The 18,163-nt window shown below is 44.4% G+C and carries 22 protein-coding genes and 4 tRNA genes; 23 read left to right on the top strand and 3 right to left on the bottom strand.

The window, feature by feature from the left end:
* Window positions 1-62 precede the first annotated feature (62 nt).
* From RTR76_RS12275 to RTR76_RS12220, 12 genes are all read left to right on the top strand, one after another.
* Window positions 63-148: transfer RNA gene (locus RTR76_RS12275), tRNA-Tyr, on the top strand.
* 22 nt (window positions 149-170) lie between these two features.
* Window positions 171-244, top strand: a tRNA-Gly gene (locus RTR76_RS12270).
* A 12-nt stretch (window positions 245-256) separates the two neighbouring features.
* Window positions 257-342 (top strand) — tRNA-Leu (locus tag RTR76_RS12265).
* Window positions 343-575: 233 nt separating this feature from the next.
* Complete coding sequence (locus tag RTR76_RS12260) at window positions 576-1,568, top strand: beta-ketoacyl-ACP synthase III (protein ID WP_312521054.1); 993 nt, start codon at window positions 576-578, stop codon at window positions 1,566-1,568.
* A gap of 114 nt (window positions 1,569-1,682) precedes the next feature.
* On the top strand, window positions 1,683-2,303 hold the full coding sequence (locus tag RTR76_RS12255) for a TrkA C-terminal domain-containing protein (protein WP_312521052.1): 621 nt from the start codon (window positions 1,683-1,685) through the stop codon (window positions 2,301-2,303).
* Window positions 2,304-2,396: 93 nt separating this feature from the next.
* Window positions 2,397-2,480, top strand: a tRNA-Leu gene (locus tag RTR76_RS12250).
* Window positions 2,481-2,598: 118 nt separating this feature from the next.
* Entirely contained in the window at window positions 2,599-2,763 is a 165-nt protein-coding gene (locus RTR76_RS12245) for a hypothetical protein (protein ID WP_312521050.1), read from the top strand.
* Between the two features lie 161 nt (window positions 2,764-2,924).
* Window positions 2,925-3,140, top strand: coding sequence for a hypothetical protein (locus tag RTR76_RS12240; protein ID WP_312521048.1), 216 nt, complete (start codon window positions 2,925-2,927; stop codon window positions 3,138-3,140).
* Window positions 3,141-3,262: 122 nt separating this feature from the next.
* Window positions 3,263-4,093 (top strand): polysaccharide deacetylase family protein, encoded by an 831-nt coding sequence (locus RTR76_RS12235; RefSeq protein WP_312521046.1) that lies wholly within the window; start codon window positions 3,263-3,265, stop codon window positions 4,091-4,093.
* A gap of 32 nt (window positions 4,094-4,125) precedes the next feature.
* Complete coding sequence (locus RTR76_RS12230) at window positions 4,126-5,085, top strand: phosphodiester glycosidase family protein (protein ID WP_312521044.1); 960 nt, start codon at window positions 4,126-4,128, stop codon at window positions 5,083-5,085.
* A 15-nt stretch (window positions 5,086-5,100) separates the two neighbouring features.
* Complete coding sequence (locus RTR76_RS12225) at window positions 5,101-5,979, top strand: hypothetical protein (RefSeq protein ID WP_312521042.1); 879 nt, start codon at window positions 5,101-5,103, stop codon at window positions 5,977-5,979.
* Between the two features lie 105 nt (window positions 5,980-6,084).
* Window positions 6,085-7,017 (top strand): DMT family transporter, encoded by a 933-nt coding sequence (locus RTR76_RS12220; RefSeq protein WP_312521040.1) that lies wholly within the window; start codon window positions 6,085-6,087, stop codon window positions 7,015-7,017.
* Here RTR76_RS12220 and RTR76_RS12215 read toward each other — a convergent pair.
* Window positions 6,974-7,729, bottom strand: coding sequence for an MBL fold metallo-hydrolase (locus RTR76_RS12215; protein ID WP_312521038.1), 756 nt, complete (start codon window positions 7,727-7,729; stop codon window positions 6,974-6,976). The genes RTR76_RS12220 and RTR76_RS12215 overlap by 44 nt on opposite strands.
* 120 nt (window positions 7,730-7,849) lie before the next feature.
* Between RTR76_RS12215 and RTR76_RS12210 the strand changes: the two genes are divergently transcribed.
* The 3 genes from RTR76_RS12210 (at window position 7,850) to RTR76_RS12200 (ending at window position 10,226) form a co-directional block, all read left to right on the top strand.
* Complete coding sequence (locus RTR76_RS12210; RefSeq protein ID WP_312521037.1) at window positions 7,850-8,263, top strand: Lrp/AsnC family transcriptional regulator; 414 nt, start codon at window positions 7,850-7,852, stop codon at window positions 8,261-8,263.
* A 79-nt stretch (window positions 8,264-8,342) separates the two neighbouring features.
* Entirely contained in the window at window positions 8,343-9,386 is a 1,044-nt protein-coding gene (gene waaF / locus RTR76_RS12205) for a lipopolysaccharide heptosyltransferase II (RefSeq protein ID WP_312521035.1), read from the top strand.
* Window positions 9,387-9,404: 18 nt separating this feature from the next.
* Window positions 9,405-10,226: a PHP domain-containing protein gene (locus RTR76_RS12200; protein WP_312521033.1), complete on the top strand. Its 822-nt coding sequence runs from the start codon at window positions 9,405-9,407 to the stop codon at window positions 10,224-10,226.
* A 35-nt stretch (window positions 10,227-10,261) separates the two neighbouring features.
* Here the strand turns inward: RTR76_RS12200 and RTR76_RS12195 are convergent, their stop codons facing one another.
* Both RTR76_RS12195 and RTR76_RS12190 read right to left on the bottom strand, forming a co-directional pair.
* Window positions 10,262-10,621: a GIY-YIG nuclease family protein gene (locus RTR76_RS12195; RefSeq protein ID WP_312521031.1), complete on the bottom strand. Its 360-nt coding sequence runs from the start codon at window positions 10,619-10,621 to the stop codon at window positions 10,262-10,264.
* Between the two features lie 17 nt (window positions 10,622-10,638).
* Window positions 10,639-11,403 carry a DUF2087 domain-containing protein gene (locus RTR76_RS12190; RefSeq protein WP_312521029.1) on the bottom strand — a complete coding sequence of 255 codons (765 nt, stop codon included), beginning with the start codon at window positions 11,401-11,403 and terminating at the stop codon, window positions 10,639-10,641.
* Window positions 11,404-11,616: 213 nt separating this feature from the next.
* On the opposite strand from RTR76_RS12190, the gene RTR76_RS12185 reads away from it, so the two are divergent.
* The 8 genes from RTR76_RS12185 to RTR76_RS12150 all read left to right on the top strand — a co-directional run bounded on the left by RTR76_RS12185 (window position 11,617) and on the right by RTR76_RS12150 (window position 18,094).
* Entirely contained in the window at window positions 11,617-12,222 is a 606-nt protein-coding gene (locus RTR76_RS12185) for an HD-GYP domain-containing protein (protein ID WP_312521027.1), read from the top strand.
* Window positions 12,223-12,250: 28 nt separating this feature from the next.
* Window positions 12,251-12,889 (top strand): nitroreductase family protein, encoded by a 639-nt coding sequence (locus RTR76_RS12180; protein ID WP_312521025.1) that lies wholly within the window; start codon window positions 12,251-12,253, stop codon window positions 12,887-12,889.
* Between the two features lie 389 nt (window positions 12,890-13,278).
* Window positions 13,279-14,247, top strand: coding sequence for an arginase (gene rocF / locus RTR76_RS12175; protein ID WP_312521023.1), 969 nt, complete (start codon window positions 13,279-13,281; stop codon window positions 14,245-14,247).
* A 52-nt stretch (window positions 14,248-14,299) separates the two neighbouring features.
* Entirely contained in the window at window positions 14,300-14,629 is a 330-nt protein-coding gene (locus tag RTR76_RS12170) for a hypothetical protein (RefSeq protein ID WP_312521021.1), read from the top strand.
* 214 nt (window positions 14,630-14,843) lie between these two features.
* Complete coding sequence (locus RTR76_RS12165; RefSeq protein WP_312521019.1) at window positions 14,844-16,163, top strand: MFS transporter; 1,320 nt, start codon at window positions 14,844-14,846, stop codon at window positions 16,161-16,163.
* Window positions 16,164-16,172: 9 nt separating this feature from the next.
* Window positions 16,173-16,898, top strand: coding sequence for an orotidine-5'-phosphate decarboxylase (gene pyrF / locus RTR76_RS12160; protein WP_312521017.1), 726 nt, complete (start codon window positions 16,173-16,175; stop codon window positions 16,896-16,898).
* Entirely contained in the window at window positions 16,899-17,474 is a 576-nt protein-coding gene (gene pyrE / locus RTR76_RS12155; RefSeq protein WP_312521015.1) for an orotate phosphoribosyltransferase, read from the top strand.
* 68 nt (window positions 17,475-17,542) lie between these two features.
* The gene (locus RTR76_RS12150; protein WP_312521013.1) at window positions 17,543-18,094 is read left to right on the top strand and encodes a 3'-5' exonuclease; all 552 of its coding nucleotides are present in this window, start codon (window positions 17,543-17,545) and stop codon (window positions 18,092-18,094) included.
* Window positions 18,095-18,163: the final 69 nt, after the last annotated feature.

Raw genomic sequence — 18,163 nt, 5'->3', positions numbered from 1 at the left:
AGCAGAGGACTGAAAATCCTCGTGTCGGCAGTTCGATTCTGCCCTGAGGCACCATGTTACCTGGAGGGGTTCCCGAGTGGCTAAAGGGAGCAGACTGTAAATCTGCCGGTTTTCACCTTCGAAGGTTCGAATCCTTCTCCCTCCACCACTTTTGTATTACATGCTTTCATGCGGGTGTAGCTCAATGGTAGAGTCCTAGCCTTCCAAGCTAGCTGCGTGGGTTCGATTCCCATCACCCGCTCCATATAATCTTTATGCGGCCGTGGCGGAACGGCAGACGCGCTAGTCTCAGGAACTAGTGGGAGCAATCTCGTGGTGGTTCAAATCCACTCGGCCGCACCAAATGATGCAATAAAAGGAATTAGCCCAGGATTACGGGCTGATTCCTTTTTTGAGTTTTTAGATGTAATAGTAACTATTATGTATAATAAAGAGCTCAGACCGGTAATACTACAATATTGCACTTTTATTGTCCGGAAAAATATTTATTTTAAAAATAGGTTTTAGTAGGTCCTAGTAGTTTATAATAAAAAGGGTACTTAAATTATAGTCTTAACAAGGGGGTTCGTTCAGAGTTGGAAAAAAAGCATGCGGGTATTATAGGAATTGGATCTTATGTACCGGAAAAAGTAATTACAAACGGTGATTTAGAAAAAATAATAGATACATCTGATACCTGGATTGTGGAGCGTACCGGAATTCGGGAAAGACGTGTTGTTGGTGCAGAACAGGCAACATCAGATTTAGCCACTATAGCCGCTGAGCGGGCTTTGGCTGATGCCGGAGTCAGCGCTGAAGAGCTTGACTTGATTATTGTTGCGACTGTAACTCCTGACATGGTGTTTCCATCGGTTGCCTGTCTGGTTCAGAATAACTTGAAAGCTGTTAATGCGGCTGCTTTTGATCTCACGGCCGTATGCTCCGGTTTTATGTATGCTCTCGTGACCGGCAGCACATTTATTCAAACAGGAATGTATAAAAAGATTCTCATCATTGGGGCAGAAGCATTATCGACAATTACTGACTGGACAGACCGCAATACGGCTATCCTGTTTGGTGATGGAGCCGGCGCTGCTGTTTTGGCGGAGGTTCCTGAAGGATTTGGTGTTCTTGGAGTTCATCTAGGCGCTGAAGGTGCCGGCGGTGATTTGCTGAAAATGCCTGCCGGTGGATCCCGCCTTCCTGCAACTGCGGAAACGGTGGCGCAGCGTCTTCACTACACCCGTATGGATGGAAATGAAGTATTTAAATTTGCGGTTAAAGTTATGGGAGAGGCCGTAAAGCAGGCACTCGAAATGGCGAATTTGACAACCGCAGACATTGACTATCTGGTACCCCACCAGGCTAATATCCGGATTATCCAGTCTGCTGCCAAACGCGTTGGCATGCCGATGGATAAAGTCGTTGTCAATGTTGACAAATATGGCAATACTTCAGCAGCTTCCATACCAATTGCGCTTGATGAGGCTGTTAAAGACGGTAAGATCAAAAAAGGCGACACAATTGCCATGGTTGGTTTTGGCGGTGGGCTGACATGGGCAGCAAGTATTGTCAAGTGGTATAAGTAGTTAATATAAAGGACCTGCGTGGTATTTGGTGCTGCGCAGGTTTTTTTTACCGGCTTTGAAGTTTGTACGTAATTTATTATATAATAAAGGTATTGAAGTATGCGGGGTGGAGAAATGACGGCACCAATGTCTATGTATCATTCAATTGCATTAGATTTAGCACAGCGAATTATTAACGAAGAATTTCCGGTTGGCGCAAAGATTTCAGGCAGGACGCTATTGGCAGGTAATTATAATGTGTCTTCTGAAACAATTCGCAAAGCGGTTGCCCTGCTTAAAGATGGCAATGTCGTATCGGTAGCACAAGGCAAAGAAGTGGTGGTGCTGTCTGTGGAGCAGGCACTGCGCTTCATTGAGCATTCTAAAAACGTAGAGTCGGTATATTCGCTAAAACAGGAACTGGAATTGCTTCTGGAGAGAAAACACGAAATTGATGTGCGTCTTGAAGAGGTTTTTACTAATATCATTGGCTATTCTGACCGCCTCAGGAATCTGACTCCTTATAATCCGGTTGAAATCAGAGTTCCTGAATACTCTCATTTGCCGGGAAAAACGATTGCCGATGTTAAGCTGTGGCAGCGCACAGGCGCTACCTTAGTTGCAATCCGGCGGGGAACGGAAGTGATTATATCACCGGGACCTCTTGCTGATATTCAAGTAAATGACCGATTAGTAGTTGTCGGTAGTGCTGACGTAATTCAGCAGGTAACCCGCTTTATTCAGGCCATTGAGTAAGTTGAGGGCGCGGGTGAATAGCTTTTATTGACAGGGGACAGCATTGACAAAGCGGACATAAAGTGATAATATTAGTAATATAACTTCATATATGCGGTTGTGGCGGAACGGCAGACGCACCATCTTGAGGGGGTGGCGGAGAGATCCGTGTGAGTTCAAATCTCACCAACCGCACCATCATAGCAACTAAGGCTTCTAGGACAAAGTCAGAAGCTTTTTTTTAGTTTTATGAGGAGAGTAGTACGTTTTCCCCGTAGCCTGGGCAATCTAAACTAGCAGCGACGGAGGAGTTACAATGAGCATGGAAAGACCTGATGTTAAAACCTACAAATTGACACCGGAAGAAATTGAAAAACTACTATCCGCTAAATTTGGCACAAAAATTGAACCGGTCAATAATGCCAAGCTTGCAAAACAGCGGCAGCAGCGTGCACGGCGAGACGAAAATAAAACCGAATAGTTTTATGCGAAAACCTTCGATACCTTATCGGAGGTTTTCGTACTTATTTGTAAGAGAAATACCAAAAGCAGTGACACCGTTAGTCTTGGTTCGCAGCAATAATCAACTATAGTGATAGGGGGGGCGCCAGAGCGTTAGGGCATGATGGAGATGAGATGATAATGGACAGACAAATGGAAACGGGGCTGTTACGATTAACCGCCCAAATAGTGGAAAATACCATTGAAGCGTTGACATTAACAAAATATATGAGTCCTAGTCAGCGGGAAGCCGCAACAAGAGAAGCTACGGAGATTGTGCTTCTCACAATGCATAATACGGTACGTCTGCTTGATCAGGAAGAGGACAAGCCCACAGCTTTTGAGTGCCATAAATAAGTAAGGCCTGACACCGAGGCGCCCCTGTTAATCGATACGAGATTAATTCATGGGAGAATAGTTGAAGGACTTTTCCTAAGTTTGTAGAATTTTGATGTAAAAAAGCATGATTTGGTGATATAATGAATAAAAATTTTCAATTAGTGCAAACCCTGTTTATTATTGTCGTATTTTTTCTTACCGGCTGCGGCAATATCTCTAAGCAACCTGAGTCCTCAGAAGGGCCGAAAGGACAAACGTCTATTACAGTAAGAGACAAAGCTCCTGCAGCCTCTCTCTCGGTGCCTCGCGGAATTCCTGTACTCATGTATCACAGCATTGGCGATGAACGAGATAATGATGCCGTTATCTCCAAAGAAAGATTTGTCGAGCAAATGGATTTTTTATACAAAAACCATTACAATCCCATTACTTTGGATGAGCTAGCCGGCTATATCAGTGAAGGGAAAGCCTTGCCTGAAAAACCGGTTGTGCTTACTTTTGATGACGGCTACCGGGATACTTTTGATGTGGCTATGCCTATATTAAAACAATACAGATTTCCCAGCATGGTATTTATTCCTGCCGGGGAGGTCGGTACAAATTTAACATGGGAACAACTCAAGGAAATGAAGGCATCTGGAATGCAAGTCGGCTCGCATAGTTATTTTCATAGAGAGTTGGCAAAGCTTTCTCCAGCAGAGCAAGCTGAAGAAATTGCAAAATCCAAACAAGTACTTGATCGCAACCTAAATCAGGATACCCGTTGGTTTTGCTACCCGTATAGCAGTTATAACGACATTACGCTTAAGCTTCTGCGCGAAAAAGGGATGACGTTTGCTGTAACGACTAACGCTGGCTGGGCCAAAAAAGGTGATAATCCTTTAGTGTTGAATCGAGTCTGGATAGGCAATTCTGTGGATCTTAAGCATTTTGAAGAACGACTAACCAAAGAAGACTATTCTATACTTTAAAATAGTCCAAAAAACAAAGAAGAGGGCGAGCGATGACGAAACTAGCCATTGCCTCAAATATATACTTTCGCTTCATTATTATTAACCTAGTATTTTTACTGATTACGGCACCGTTTATCACTCTTTTCGGACCGTTTGATAACATTAAACGAAGTGTGGTAGGAGCTGTTCTAACTTCACGTCATCCACACTATATTACATGGATCTTCTCTGAAAAGGAAATTAAAGAGATTGTGGGAGAATTTAACCCGACTAACCAGCCTAAGCAGGACTTGTTTCAGTTTACAAAACGGGAAACGAGTTCGCTTCGACTAGTCAACATTAATGCTACCCGTTTTACTGGTTATATGCTTGAGATTCCTGACCCAACCCGCGTCAAGGCGGCTACTGCTCAGGATATACAAGAAAAAGGCGATACTACCAGTTCGATTGGAATTGCTAATAATGCAGTAGCTGCTATTAATGCCGGCGGGTTTTATGATCCAAATGGTACTGGCACGGGAAGGCTGCCATATGGAGTAATTATTAATGAGGGCAAATTCCTGATCGGCGGCGATATAAAAGAGCAGGTTCAGCTAATTGGAGTAACTAAGGCCGGTGTTTTAGTAGCCGGTAATTATACACCTAAAGAAATGCGGGAAATGAATGTAGCAGAAGGGGTTTCTTTTGGACCACCGCTTATTATTAATGGGAAAAAACTCATTAAGGATGGAGATGGTGATGGCGGCTGGGGCGTTGCGCCGCGGACCGCTATTGGTCAGCGTAAAGATGGAACGATTTTGCTTTTAGTCATTGACGGAAGGCAGCCAGGCTATTCGCTGGGGGCAACTCTATTGGATGTGCAAAATATTTTGTATGAGCAAGGTGCCTATGTGGCAGCTAATTTAGATGGTGGATCTAGCACTACACTGTATTACAATGGAAAAGTAGTGAATAAACCTTGCGATATGCTAGGTGAACGTATGATTCCCACCGCTTTTATCGTAAAATGATGAGGAGGGCAGCTAGTGAAATCAAGTTATAAACTGGCAATATGGCTGTTGGCAGGCCTTTTGTTTCAGGCAAGCTTTTATTTTTATCTGGATCGGGTATTGTTCGCCCCTGCTACCTCATTTCAAGTTAGTGCAGTCACAGAAGCACATGCAGTTGTAGACGGGAAAACCTATTACTCCCGAAATAAACACTATATGGCAGTTGTGAAAGATGAGTCTGTAGAAATCTATGGGACGTCACCAAAAGCATTGCTTCGTTCAATTCCCTTGAATAATCAAAAGGTATCGTATTTTAAATGGCTGGAAGATCGCGATTTGGCGCTTATGGCCGTTTATACTGATAATACTGCCAAAGATGCTACTAAAGTTGTCCTTACTCAAATTAATCCTCATTCTGATGGACATCAGTTATCTACTACGATTGACAAACTACCGACAGGCAGTAAAATTACAGATGTCGCTTATTCAACGGCCACTAACGTCATATACATGCAGGTTTTAGTTGCAAGCGGTCCTGAACAATATCGGATTTATCGTACCGATGCTAATCAGGATTTAAATCGGGTCTATCTTTCAGGAACCCGCATTGGCCGGATTGGAGTTCTCTTTGACCAGGACTCGCTCATTTATGATAATTTGGCAGAAGGCATTGTTTATGTACGTAATGGTGACGGGAGCTGGCGAGTTATTTCACCGTACGGTGCAAAATACAATCTGGTTGGCGTAGATGGCAAGAATAATATTTATCTGGCCAAAGTGAATGCTCAGGGTTTAGCGGAAACGGTGCTTAAAGGCAAGCTGAAAGTGGGGTTTGAGCTTGACCGGACATTGACGAAGCCGACAGATGTACGCTTTTTAACAATGGAGGCTGCTGAAGCAACGGTGAAGAAATAACAAAAGACTTGGAACAACTGTTCCAAGTCTTCTTTTATGCGGGTATGTGCAGGACATCTTTCTTTTCATGGTGAAACTTAGTATACAATCCATGGGAGGTGCCTAATGTCTAATCTGAGAGTGTACAGTATGATGATTTTAACAGCGCTGTTTTGGTCAGGTGCGTTTATTACCGGGAAATTTGCAGTACGTGAGTTCCCGCCTTTTGCACTCACATTTTTCCGCTTTTTATTTGCCCTGCCTTTTATTTTTACCATCCTATATTATAGGCGCCAAGAGCGCTGGCTTCCCAAGCGGGACGAATGGCTGCCTCTGTTATTACTTGGATTTGCGGGGACTTTCTTGTATCATAGCCTGTTTTTTGCGTGCCTCCAGTACACAACCGCAATTAACTCATCGCTGATTGGCTCAACAAATCCAATGGTGACAGCATTATTGGCAGCTATATTTTTAGGAGACAAGATTAATCGAGTACGACTGGCCGGCTTTTTATTGTCCTTTTTTGGTGTTTTTTTGGTCATCACTGGTGGTGACTGGCAAGTAATTCAGCATCTCAGTATAAATACGGGAGACATTTTAATGTTTGGTGCCGTCTGGAGCTGGGCTGGTTATTCCATTCTCAGCCGGAAGGTCATGCAAAGATATGACCTGTCTCCCTTGATGATTACCGCTTATACATTTCTGGTGTGTACAGTAGTGGCTATTCCTTTTGTTATCTGGGAGCAGCCGATGACGTACCTTCCCGATACTACCTTAGGGGGATGGCTGGCAGTTGGCTATATGGCTGTTTTTGCCTCTGTGATTGGATATCTTTTTCAGCTTATTGCCATCCAGGAAATTGGTGCGTCCCGGTCAGCGATTTTTATTAACCTGGTACCAGTTTTTACTATCGGCCAGGCGTGGTATTTTCTGCATGAGCCGGTTACAGTAGTAAAAATAGCTAGTGCCATTATTATCATTTCGGGAGTATACTTAGCAGTAAGGCCAGCTGATGCTAATCGGGATCAAAGACAAGCTCCTCACCATCACCTGGAATAAAGAGGTTTTTAATCTGCCGTTCCCTAGCTAAAGCTCGCAGCTCATTGCGAGTCAGCAGGCAATGGTTGAACGCTTCCATATGGACAGCGATTACTTTGGCCGCCGGAACATAACGGCACAGTGTAATTACGTCTTCGCTGTCCATGACGATTGGTCCTCCCGTCAGAAACTGGGCGGCACCGGTATTAATTACCACAATATGCGGGCGGTAGCGGTCAAGTGCGGCTTTCGTGTCGTTGCACCATATTGTATCGCCGGCAATATATAAGGAAGCCCCCTGATGCTCAAATACAAATCCTGAAACCGGTCCCATGTTCACCCCAATTGTACCTGTTCCATGCTGGCCGCTTGTTCGGCTAATCGTTATGCCATCCCAATGCAGGCTGCTAGCAATCGGGTGAGGCGTAGTAAAGGAGAAGCTGCGCAGCTTTTCCTCATCGCCAGGCTGACAAAACAAGGGGATAGTTTTAGGCAGAAGCTCCTTAGCACGTTCATCAAAGTGGTCGCGATGTAAATGGGTGACGCAGGCTGCATCGGCAGTAAGCAAATCGGAAAGCGGCATGGTCAGATCAAGCAGTGGATTTGGCTTTGGGTTGGGAGAATTGTCTACGGCGCTCATTGTCCCTGCTGAGCTCAGCATAGGATCAATAAGTATTCTTTTGGCTCCTAAAGTAACTAGCAGCGTTGCATGGCGAATTAAACGGATTTTCAAATCATCCTGCCCCCTTATCATAGTCTTATCATAAGCATAGCCTATAGTGACTGTAATCTCTAATAGGCACGCAAGTCAAAAGCTGGCTGTCGCTTACGTCAGGAAAGGAAATGAACAATTATGCTTGATTATATCGATTATGAAATTATCGAATATCTAAAACGTAATGGAAGGGCTCAATGGAAAGAAATCGGCCGTCAGATTCATCTTACCGGACAAGCTGTTGCCGATCGGGTTCACCGGCTTGAGGATCTGGGGATTATTGAACGGTATACAGCTATTATGGATGAAAGTAAGCTAGGAAAACCGGTTATTGCTCTAATTACCATCTTTATGAAGACTACGCTTCATGATGAACTGCGGCAGTTTCTTAAGAGCCGGACAGAAGTAGAAGAAGTGCATCGTATCAGCGGAGAAGGCTGTTATTGGTTAAAGGCCTGCTTTCCTGCTAATTCAGATTTAACCAGCTTTTTAAATTTACTGCTGCGCTACGGAAATTACCGTGTAAACTTATCGATTGAAAAGCTGGAATAGAGATTATGTAAGAAGATATTCGGATGAAAGAGAACATATTTGTATATAGTAAATACTATCTGTATTAAAGGAGATTATAGTGACCGCCAAGCGTTTTTTAGTTATTCGGCTTAGCTCAATTGGGGATGTATTGCATTGTACTCCTGTTGTACGAGAATTGAAGCAAGCCTTTCCTGCTGCACATATAACATGGGTCGTTGGCCGGGGGGCGGCAGATTTGCTGGAAGCTAACCCTTACATCGATGAGGTCTATGTATGGCCGCGGGAAAAATGGGAAGATCATATGCGCCATGGCCGTTTTGCTGAGGCCTGGAAGCTGTGGCAACAGCTTCGTCTTGATTTGCGTGCCCGTAATTTTGATATTGCACTTGATGTGCATGGCCTTTTCTTAAGCGGCATGGTGGCACTAGCCAGTGGTGCTAAAAGGCGCATCGGCCTATCAAACACGCGAGAACTGAATAGCTTATTTATGACGGAAATAGCGCCTGCTCCAGAAAGCGAAAGCCATATGATTCAGCGGTATCTCAGCATACTGCAGCCTTTCGGCATTAAGCCTGGCAGTTACAATATGACGCTGGAATTAACGAAACCAGATATTGACTTCGCAGAGCAGTTTCTGGCCTCGGCAGGGATCAAGCCGCAGCAAAAGCTTGTTGCACTTATACCGGCAACAACATGGTCTGCCAAAAACTGGCCTCCCGAATATTTTGCTGAGCTTGCCGATGCACTAGCTCAGCATGCGAGAGTTATGCTGTGTGGTGGTCCGGCTGACCGCTGCCTGGCGCAACAAGTATTGCAGAAAACGAGCGCACCTGTTATTGATGCCGTAGGACATACAAATTTGCCTCAATTGGCTGCCTTACTGAAAAAATCTACCGTCGTTGTCACTGGTGATACAGGACCTTTGCATATGGCGATAGCTATGGGAATCCCTACTGTTAGCATCTTCGGACCCACTAATCCTAATCGCTTTGGTCCGTTGGAACAAGGCCATTCTGTTTTGGAGGCAGAGCTAGGCTGCAGGACTTGTCATAAAATGAAGTGCCGCTTCAATCATCAGCAATGCATGAAGGATGTTCTGCCTCAGCAGGTAATACAAGCTATTAAGCCCTATCTGCACTAATTTAAGTAGGAGGTTTTTGTGAAGGTAGATTTACATATTCATACGACTGCATCAGATGGATCTTGGACGCCGGAGCAATTAGTCTCTCAAATACAGCAAGCTGGAATCTCTTTTTTTGCGGTCACCGACCATGATACTGTTGCTAATGTTACCGAAACTGAACAATTAGCAGCAACTGCAGGAATTGGCTTTTGTACAGGAGTGGAAATATCCACGACGCTAAAAAGGCAATCATTTCATATTTTAGGATATAAAATTAACTTGCAGACAGCAGCGTTGCAGCAATTACTAAAACATAATTATGAGTTAATGGAAGAAGCAGATCACGACAGTATTAAGAAACTAATTGCTGCAGGTATAAAGTTGGATTATCAGGAATATGTCGACTATCAGCATAATCCTGCCCGGGGAGGATGGAAATCCTTAAGCTTCTTGATTGATAAAGGCTTATGCACAGATGCGAAGGACTTTTTTGCTAATCTCTTTACGCCACTTGCAGGAATTACTTTCCCTGAGTTTCCATCGCCTGTCAAGGCGATAGAAACGATCCGCCAGGCGGGAGGAATTCCGGTGCTGGCTCATCCGGGCAGCGCTTTTCACGGCACTGAATTGGAAGAAACGTTAAATTATTTTGGCAAGGTTGATATCGCCGGTGTTGAGTGCTATCATCCCAGCCATAAAGCAGAAACGGTGCGTGCTGCTATAGCATGGAGCCGCCGTCACAACAAGCTGATTACCGGCGGTTCTGATTGCCATGGCGTGTTTTTGCCTGATCGCCGATTGGGTTATCCTGACATCCGGTTGAATGAACTCACATTAGAATCAATTTATCCGCAATAGATAGAAGAGACTCCCGGCTTTAAGCCGGGAGTCTTTTACTTCGCAGGTATTTTGTTATAACCTTTATTACCGTAGGGCTGTAGTTTGAGCAGCCACTGTTCTTCTAATTTGTTTAATATTTCTTTACAGTCGGGCGATTGAATATCAGCCGGCTTTAACTCTTCCAATATCTCAAAAGTAAAAGAAGTCTCACCGTAAGTCTGCCAGTCCTGCTGTAATTGGGAATTGCGATGACAGTTCATTTTCAATTGAAACCGGTTGCTGTTCACAGAGCCGTCTAAGTTAAGGCTGCTGCCGATTAGAAGTTTGCCGTTAGCAGTATTGCGTATTTGATAAATCCCGGTAGGACGCGGTGTTTCCTTATAGCGGGTTTTCAATTCTTTTTTTCTATCCATAAAAATACACTCCTTTATTATAACATGACCCAATACTGGGAGCCATCGGCAATGCGGTCCATGAACCCATACTCGATTAAATAACGCCGCAGCGTTACGTAGTCGGAATGGACTTTTTTTAGGATGGCATTGACCTCTTTTTCTGAATAGCGGCAGTTCGGATCAAACCGCTTGATAATATGCCGTAAAACAGCTACTTTGCGTTTTTCTTTACCAGGAAACTCACTTAATGGACCTGCTAAGCCTTCAGGAAAATAGGCACGTAAGATTTTTTCGTTGTCCTCTTCTGTCATAGCATATCGTTCATCAACCATAGTAGCGGTCTTATGAATGGTGATAAAGGAAGACTGCTGCGCAGGTTTGGCAGTTACCATTCCCATAATGGCTAAAAATACTTTTGCCTGCTTTTCTTTTTCTCTTAACGTAAAGCGGTGATTGCGGATAGTGGAAGTGCTGCCACTTCCTGTTTCCCGGACAATATCGGCATCAGTTCGGCCTTCGTAAAAGTGGGTAAGCAACGTTTTCTGATGATCCGTTAAACCGGTAAATTTTTTATCCAGGCTCAACAAGTAGGCAAATGTTGAAGAGTGTTCACGATAAATATGAAGCTGTATATATTTTTCAGCCTCATAATAGGTGGCTTCGTCAGCGTAAATAATACCTTTAATTGATTTGTGGCCGCAGATGAGGCACATATATTCCTGGCTGTGCTCGCAATATATATATCCTTGCTGCAATTCGGCAACAGAGGCATTCCAAAACAAATCAGATAGCTGTTTCATATCAAACCATCCTTATCTATGTTTATTTTATCTATAGACATATTACTATTTCGTCTATAAAATGTCAACAAACCAATAATTGGAGTAGCTTTGTAGTACAGTATTCTTTGTTAAATTTTCATGCGGCAAGAATTCCGAAAGGGATAATGGCTGGCAATAACAAATTATGTATATACGTATTTTGGAAATGAACGAATTCTTGCAAGGTGAGAAATGAGCAATAAGCAGGCTCCGTTGCTGATAGACCAGGTCAATATGGATGCAATCGATCATTATTGTAATAAAATTTATTTTCGCGATGAGTATACAGCCAGGCATGCTGAACATGTTGCTGAATTGATGGCCGGCCTTGCAGCTTATTTGGACTTTGCACCAGAGCAGATTAATTTAGCATACATGGTAGGCTTGATGCATGATGTAGGAAAAATTAATACTCCTGAGCATATCCTGAATAAGCCAGGCCGTCTGACTGATGAGGAATTGGCGGTTATGAAGCAGCATGCCCAGGATGGTGCTGAACTATTAGGAACCATAGCGGGTATGGAACCAATTGTGGAGATTATACGCCACCATCATGAGCGGTGGGATGGTAAAGGCTATCCCAAAGGGCTGAAGCAAGAGGATATTCCTCCATACAGCAGAATGTTGTCACTCTGTGATGCTTTTGATGCAATGACCAGCTTACGGTGTTATCGAAGCCCAATTTGTTTGAAGGCTTGTTTGACAGAAATTACCAGTTGTGCCGGTGTTCAGTTTGATCCGGAGCTTTGCCGCCAATTTACGGAGTTTATTCGTGAACATTTTGGTTTTTATGAATAAGGAAATAAAGGATAAAGGGGTTTGTTTTATGACGAAATTAGATTTTATTTATCAGCGCCACAGCGTACGTAAATTTAAGGACCAGCCGATTGCGGCTGAACACTTACAAGAAATGATCAAAGCAGCTACTTATGCTCCATCAGGGAAAAACCTGCAGAACTGGCATTTTGTTGTTGTTACTAACAAAGAAAAAATTGCTGCCATTGCCAACTTGGTAATGGCGAAGAATGAGAAACTGGCAGGATATATTAAGGATGATGCCAAGGCAAAGGCGTTACGGGCCATGGTACACTACCATACCGTTTTCAAGGCCGCGCCGGTATTGGTCCTCGTTTACGCCGGTCCTTACCCAACAGTGGCCGATGATTTATTAGCAGCAGGAGTAATGCCTGTCAACGAGGCTTTGGAGTATGCCAGGCCAAATCCGGCTGTACAGAATATTGCAGCGGCATTGGAGAATCTCCAGCTAGCTGCTGCCAATCTCGGCTACGGAACCTGCTGGATGACTGGACCTACCTACGCTGCACAGGAAATCAGCGAATATATAGGGTTTACCAAAGCTGGCTATTTTCTTGCTGCCATGTCACCATTAGGGGTACCTGACGAAGGTAAGTGGGCGTATCCGCCCCGTAAGCCGGTAGAAGAGATTTTGACAATTATTGAATAAACGTAAGGAACGCTTATTGCCTCTTCTGGCAGTAAGCGTTTTTTAAAATGCAAATCGTGTGCACTGGAACCGTCCCCATGCCAGGAAAAGTTAAGGTGCCGTAAAAAGAGGTTTAGTAAATTTATAGTTAAAAATTTTTATGTGATTTTACTCAAAAGAAGCAATAACCTCTTAGCCTTCTTTTTTGCGCAGCCAAGGTATTTTGCCGCATTGCAGTAGGTCAAAATTACCAGAAAATATCGTAAAAGCTCAAATGTCTGCATAAACATGCATAATCATTAATTAATGGCAATTATCTCTCGAAAAATCACTATTGCGCTTATTTGCGATAGCATATAAAATAAAGCGATGATAAAAATTAGTAGTGTATTTGAGGAAGGGATGATTGCATGACAGTACCTGTAACTTTGCTTGGCATTGGACAATGGCTTGGACAAACCCGCTTTGGTACTAACTTAGCTCCAGATGCATTGCGCAGTGCAGGTTTGTTAAAACGCCTGCAAGCGTTATCAATAGAGATAAACGACGCAGGAGATGTAGCAATTGCATCTAATGCTCATGAGGGGCATCAGTGTGAATCTTTTCGTAATGGCAGACTGATTGCTGCTGCCAGTGAAAAGATTGCAAAAAACGTATCAGAGATTATCGATAGTAAACGGATGCCGCTAATCATAGGCGGTGATCATAGTATTTCTGTTGGCACAATAGCAGGTATAGCACAACATTATGAAAACCTGGGTGTTATCTGGTATGATGCACACGGGGATATGAATACGACTGAAACAACGCCTAGCGGTAATATACATGGCATGCCGTTAGCTGCAAGTATGGGCTTAGGTCATCCTGCACTAGTCAATGCAGGTGGCTATGCCGGCAAGGTAAAAGCCGAAAATATTGTACTCATCGGAGTTCGTGACCTTGATGACGGTGAGCGTCAGCTAATTGAGCAAAAGCGTATTAAGGTGTTTACTGCTCAGGATGTAAAACGGCTCGGCATGAAGAATGTCATTTCAGAGACAATCGCTTATCTAAAGGAGCGCGTTGATGGCATTCATCTCAGTTTTGATCTTGATGGCATTGATCCGAAGGAAGCGCCGGGAGTGGGTACGCCTGTCCGGAGCGGAATCAGCTTTGCCGACAGCCTGCAGGCGCTAAAGCTGCTATTTGCATCGCGGTGTATTACTTCAGCTGAGTTTGTTGAGTTAAATCCATTATTAGACGAGGAAGAACAGACCGTTGCGGCAACCGTAGCACTAATCAGTGCGTTGTTCGGCGAAACGGTAATGCAGGCTTCGCAAAGTTTCATCAGCCAGATAGGGCAAGGTGCGGGTAATACAAGACGAAGCTGCTTGTTATAAATTGCTATGAAGTTTATAATAGTGGTAAAGTATAGCGAAGCAGGTGACAATCATGGCCAAATTAACCATTAAAAAGAATCTCAGTGATGCCGATATGTTTGTCGGACATAAAGAGATTATTACTTTTGAGAATAGCCCAGTAGAAGAGGAAGCTGCTAAACCAGTTAAACCAGTCGCCAAAAAGCAGCAGCCTGATTTTCACAGCTCTTTTTTCACACCCGAATTACAGGAGAAAGTCGGGAAAGGTCTGCTAGAAATTAAAATGCAATTGTTTAAAGAAGGCATTGTTGATTTTGATATTAAAGTAAATCGCGAAGGCACAAAACTGATTCTTTCAGCTATTCCTGTCAAACCCGCAAAAACAGACCGGCAGCCCAAATAACAAAAACGGCATTGACATGAGGCTGTGGTCATGCCATAATAATATACAATTAAACAGGTACCTTTAAGACAGTCCTGCGAGGCTGGCAAGGGAACGGCTCTGGTGTGCATTTTGCATACTTATAACAAAAGCCAGAGGCTTTCTGCCAGGAAACTGCAGAAAGCCTTTTTTTGTTACCTTGGTGCCTGCAAATAACAAGGAGGAGAGAGGCAACATGGAAACAAGAACGACAGCAACAAACGAACCACAGCAATTATCAGGTGTAAATCAGCAGACAGAGGCGTATCTCTGGAAAATACTGGGAGCATCTGTGGCAGGGTATGCAATGGACGGATTGGATATGCTTATTCTGTCATTTGTTATGACTGCGGTAATGGGATCTTTTGGGCTTACGTTAGCGCAGGGTGGACTAGTAGCAACAGTTACACTTATCGGCGCGGTTATGGGTGGTTATTTATTTGGTATATTAGCGGATTACCAGGGGCGTGTTAAGGTCTTTTCGTGGACCATCCTGATTTTTTCTGTTTTTACCGGACTAACAGCTTTTGCAACCAGTTTTACAGAATTAAATATTTATCGATTCTTGGCGGGTCTGGGATTAGGCGGAGAGTTCGGTATTGGTATGACGCTAGTGACTGAGACCTGGCCGAAAGCTAAACGCGCACGGGCAACTGGCGCTGTGGCAGTAGGCTGGCAGCTAGGCGTGGTGTTAGCAGCCGTAGTAAGTGCTTATGTCCTTCCTAACTACGGCTGGCGGGCTGTATTTCTGGTAGGCGCTTTACCTGCTGTCTTTGCTGCGTGGTCCCGTTATGGTCTGGCAGAGCCTCAGATTTGGCTGGATAAGCAACAGCAGAAAAAAATGCTGCAGGAGAAAGTAAAGAGTGGACAGCCTCTTACTGAGCAAGAAACTGCAGCATATAAAACCAGCACGACCTTTCCTTTGTGGCATTTATTCGCTGACAGGAAAACTTCTACCACAACTTTTGGACTGACCGTGATGACAAGTGTCCAAAATACAGGCTATTACGGAATTATGATCTGGCTGCCGACCATTTTAATGCAAAAGCACGGACTTTCACTTAACAAGACCAGCTTGTGGATGATTGTTACTGTTATCGGCATGATTGCAGGAATCGGAGTTTTCGGTTATATAGCCGACAAGATCGGTCGCCGGCCTGCTTATATTTCCTTTCAATTAGCTTCGGCGGCAGCAGTGTGGGCCTATGCCAATCTGTCCGATCCGATGCATTTGCTGGTTGGTGGTGCCATTTTAGGCTTCTTCTGTAACGGAATGATGGCGGGATACGGTGCACTGCTATCAGAAAACTACAGTACGGAAGCACGTTCAACAGCAGAGAACTTTATCTTCAATACGGGACGGGCGGTAGGTGGCTTCGCCCCGCTTGCAATCGGAGCATTGGCTGCCCAGTACAGCTTAAGCGGTGCACTGGCATTGCTGGCTTTTATCTATGTGGCAGCAGCCGTTAATGTATATTTCCTGGTGCCTGAGACAAAAGATAAAGAACTGGTATAGGAGGAATAGATGATGATTACAGCGGATAAACGGCTAATTGTCGCTTTGGACGTTAATTCACTTGATAAAATGAAGCAACTGGTAAACGATCTGGGAGCAAGCGTGAACTTTTACAAAGTCGGTATGGAATTATTCTATAGTGCCGGTGAGCAGACGGTCGAATTTTTGCGCAGTGCAGATAAAGAAGTGTTTTTAGATCTGAAATTGCATGACATCCCCAATACTGTTGCCTGCAGCGTAGCAGCACTAACCCGGCTGGGGGCTTCCATTATCAGCCTTCATGCAGCGGGCGGGCGGTCGATGCTGGCGGCAGCCGCCAGGGCGGCTGCGGAAGCTGCCACCGTTAACGGCGTTCCCCGGCCTAAGCTGGTAGCAATTACCGCTTTAACCAGTCTTGATGAAGCCGAATGGCAAGAAATTGGCGGTCAGCTGCCTATTAGCGAGCAGGTGGTAAAGTTGGCTTGTCTGGCCCAGTCAGCAGGTATTGATGGCGTTGTGGCTTCTCCTCAAGAAGCACCACTTATTCGTAAAATGTGCGGTTCTGAATTTTTAGTAGTGACACCAGGCATTAGGCCCCAAGCGTCTGCAACTAATGATCAAAAGCGCATCGCCACGCCAGCTGATGCCATTCAGGCAGGCGCCAGCCAGTTAGTAGTAGGCCGGCCGATTACAGCTGCTGCGTCGCCTGTGCAGGCCGTTGAAGAAATCGTAAAGGAAATACGGGGGGAATCATAAATGACCGAAAATGATGTAAAACAATTACTAGTCGAAACTGGAGCTATTTTGGAAGGGCATTTTCTGTTAACCTCCGGTTTGCATAGCCCGATGTATGTAGAAAAATTTCAGGTTTTGCAGTATCCGGAGCATACGGCCAGGATGTGTGCAGCCTTAGCCGAGCAGTTTGCCGATGAACAGGTGGAATTGGTGATCGGGCCGGTAACCGGTGGTATTCTGCTTGCCCATGAAGTAGGCAAAAATTTAAAAACAAGGGCTATTTTTACGGAACGGGAAAATGGAAAAATGACCTTGCGGCGTGGTTTTGTTATTAAGCCTGGCGAGAGGGTGCTGATTGTGGAGGATATTGTTACGACAGGCGGCTCGGTCCAGGAAGTGCTTGAGGTAGTACGAGAGCACGGCGGAATTCCAGTCGGAGTTGGACTGCTGGTAGACCGGAGCGGCGGAACGGTCGATTTTGGTATACCGGCAAAATCACTGTTGCAATTGCAGGTGCAAACTTATCAGCAAGACGACTGTCCGCTATGCCAAAATCAAGTGCCGATGACAAAACGGGGCAGTAAGAATATAAAATAAAGGGGATAGGGGATTTCGAAGCAGTTGTGTCGAATTAATTGGCAAACCACAGAAAGCGAGCAGGGCCTATGAATTTCGTTGCAATTGACTTTGAAACAGCTAATCGTTATCGCTCCAGTGCCTGCAGTTTGGCTGCCGTTACAGTAGAAAATGGAAAAATAACGAGAACTGCTTATTCCCTCATCCGGCCGCCAGAGCTAAAGTTTGATTATTGGAATACCCGTATTCATGGAATCCGGGCTGAAGATGTAGCAGATAAACCTTCTTTTGCTGAATTATGGGAGAAAATCAGACCCCATTTAGAGGGAAAGATTGTGATTGCCCATAATGCCCCTTTTGATATCAGTGTGCTGCGTAGTGTAATAAAGGCGTATGATCTTCCGATGCCCCGTTTTCAGCATGCCTGTACGATTGATATGGCAAGACGAGTCTGGCCTGATCAGCCAAGTTATAAATTATCAGCGCTGGCAGATAATTTTGGGGTGTCCTTCGAGCATCACCATGCTTTGCATGATGCTAAAGTATGTGCATTTCTCGCTATTAAAGCGGCTGAGAATAGGCAGATTAATCATTTTACCGAGCTTTTAGAGACACTCAGTATTAAATTAAAAGAATTTTGAGCGCGCAGCTCTTGACAAAAATAACCATTATTGCCTACAATCATAATAGAGTAGTGAAATGACAAAGAG

It is taken from the genome of Anaerospora sp., assembly GCF_032013335.1.
Taxonomy (GTDB): Bacteria; Bacillota; Negativicutes; order Sporomusales; family DSM-15969; genus Anaerospora.
The sequence above is the reverse complement of the archived record's forward strand: the minus strand, read 5'-3'. Positions and strand labels throughout refer to the sequence as shown.

What these genes read in the sequence shown, in the direction of transcription:
- RTR76_RS12255 (WP_312521052.1), top strand. Translation starts at nt 1,683, where the DNA reads ATGACGGCACCAATGTCTATGTATCATTCAATTGCATTAGATTTAGCA.
- RTR76_RS12245 (WP_312521050.1), top strand. Translation starts at nt 2,599, where the DNA reads ATGAGCATGGAAAGACCTGATGTTAAAACCTACAAATTGACACCGGAA.
- RTR76_RS12240 (WP_312521048.1), top strand. Translation starts at nt 2,925, where the DNA reads ATGGACAGACAAATGGAAACGGGGCTGTTACGATTAACCGCCCAAATA.
- RTR76_RS12235 (WP_312521046.1), top strand. Translation starts at nt 3,263, where the DNA reads ATGAATAAAAATTTTCAATTAGTGCAAACCCTGTTTATTATTGTCGTA.
- RTR76_RS12230 (WP_312521044.1), top strand. Translation starts at nt 4,126, where the DNA reads ATGACGAAACTAGCCATTGCCTCAAATATATACTTTCGCTTCATTATT.
- RTR76_RS12220 (WP_312521040.1), top strand. Translation starts at nt 6,085, where the DNA reads ATGTCTAATCTGAGAGTGTACAGTATGATGATTTTAACAGCGCTGTTT.
- RTR76_RS12210 (WP_312521037.1), top strand. Translation starts at nt 7,850, where the DNA reads ATGCTTGATTATATCGATTATGAAATTATCGAATATCTAAAACGTAAT.
- RTR76_RS12195 (WP_312521031.1), bottom strand. Translation starts at nt 10,621, where the DNA reads ATGGATAGAAAAAAAGAATTGAAAACCCGCTATAAGGAAACACCGCGT.
- RTR76_RS12190 (WP_312521029.1), bottom strand. Translation starts at nt 11,403, where the DNA reads ATGAAACAGCTATCTGATTTGTTTTGGAATGCCTCTGTTGCCGAATTG.
- RTR76_RS12185 (WP_312521027.1), top strand. Translation starts at nt 11,617, where the DNA reads ATGAGCAATAAGCAGGCTCCGTTGCTGATAGACCAGGTCAATATGGAT.
- RTR76_RS12180 (WP_312521025.1), top strand. Translation starts at nt 12,251, where the DNA reads ATGACGAAATTAGATTTTATTTATCAGCGCCACAGCGTACGTAAATTT.
- rocF (WP_312521023.1), top strand. Translation starts at nt 13,279, where the DNA reads ATGACAGTACCTGTAACTTTGCTTGGCATTGGACAATGGCTTGGACAA.
- RTR76_RS12170 (WP_312521021.1), top strand. Translation starts at nt 14,300, where the DNA reads ATGGCCAAATTAACCATTAAAAAGAATCTCAGTGATGCCGATATGTTT.
- RTR76_RS12165 (WP_312521019.1), top strand. Translation starts at nt 14,844, where the DNA reads ATGGAAACAAGAACGACAGCAACAAACGAACCACAGCAATTATCAGGT.
- pyrF (WP_312521017.1), top strand. Translation starts at nt 16,173, where the DNA reads ATGATGATTACAGCGGATAAACGGCTAATTGTCGCTTTGGACGTTAAT.
- pyrE (WP_312521015.1), top strand. Translation starts at nt 16,899, where the DNA reads ATGACCGAAAATGATGTAAAACAATTACTAGTCGAAACTGGAGCTATT.
- RTR76_RS12150 (WP_312521013.1), top strand. Translation starts at nt 17,543, where the DNA reads ATGAATTTCGTTGCAATTGACTTTGAAACAGCTAATCGTTATCGCTCC.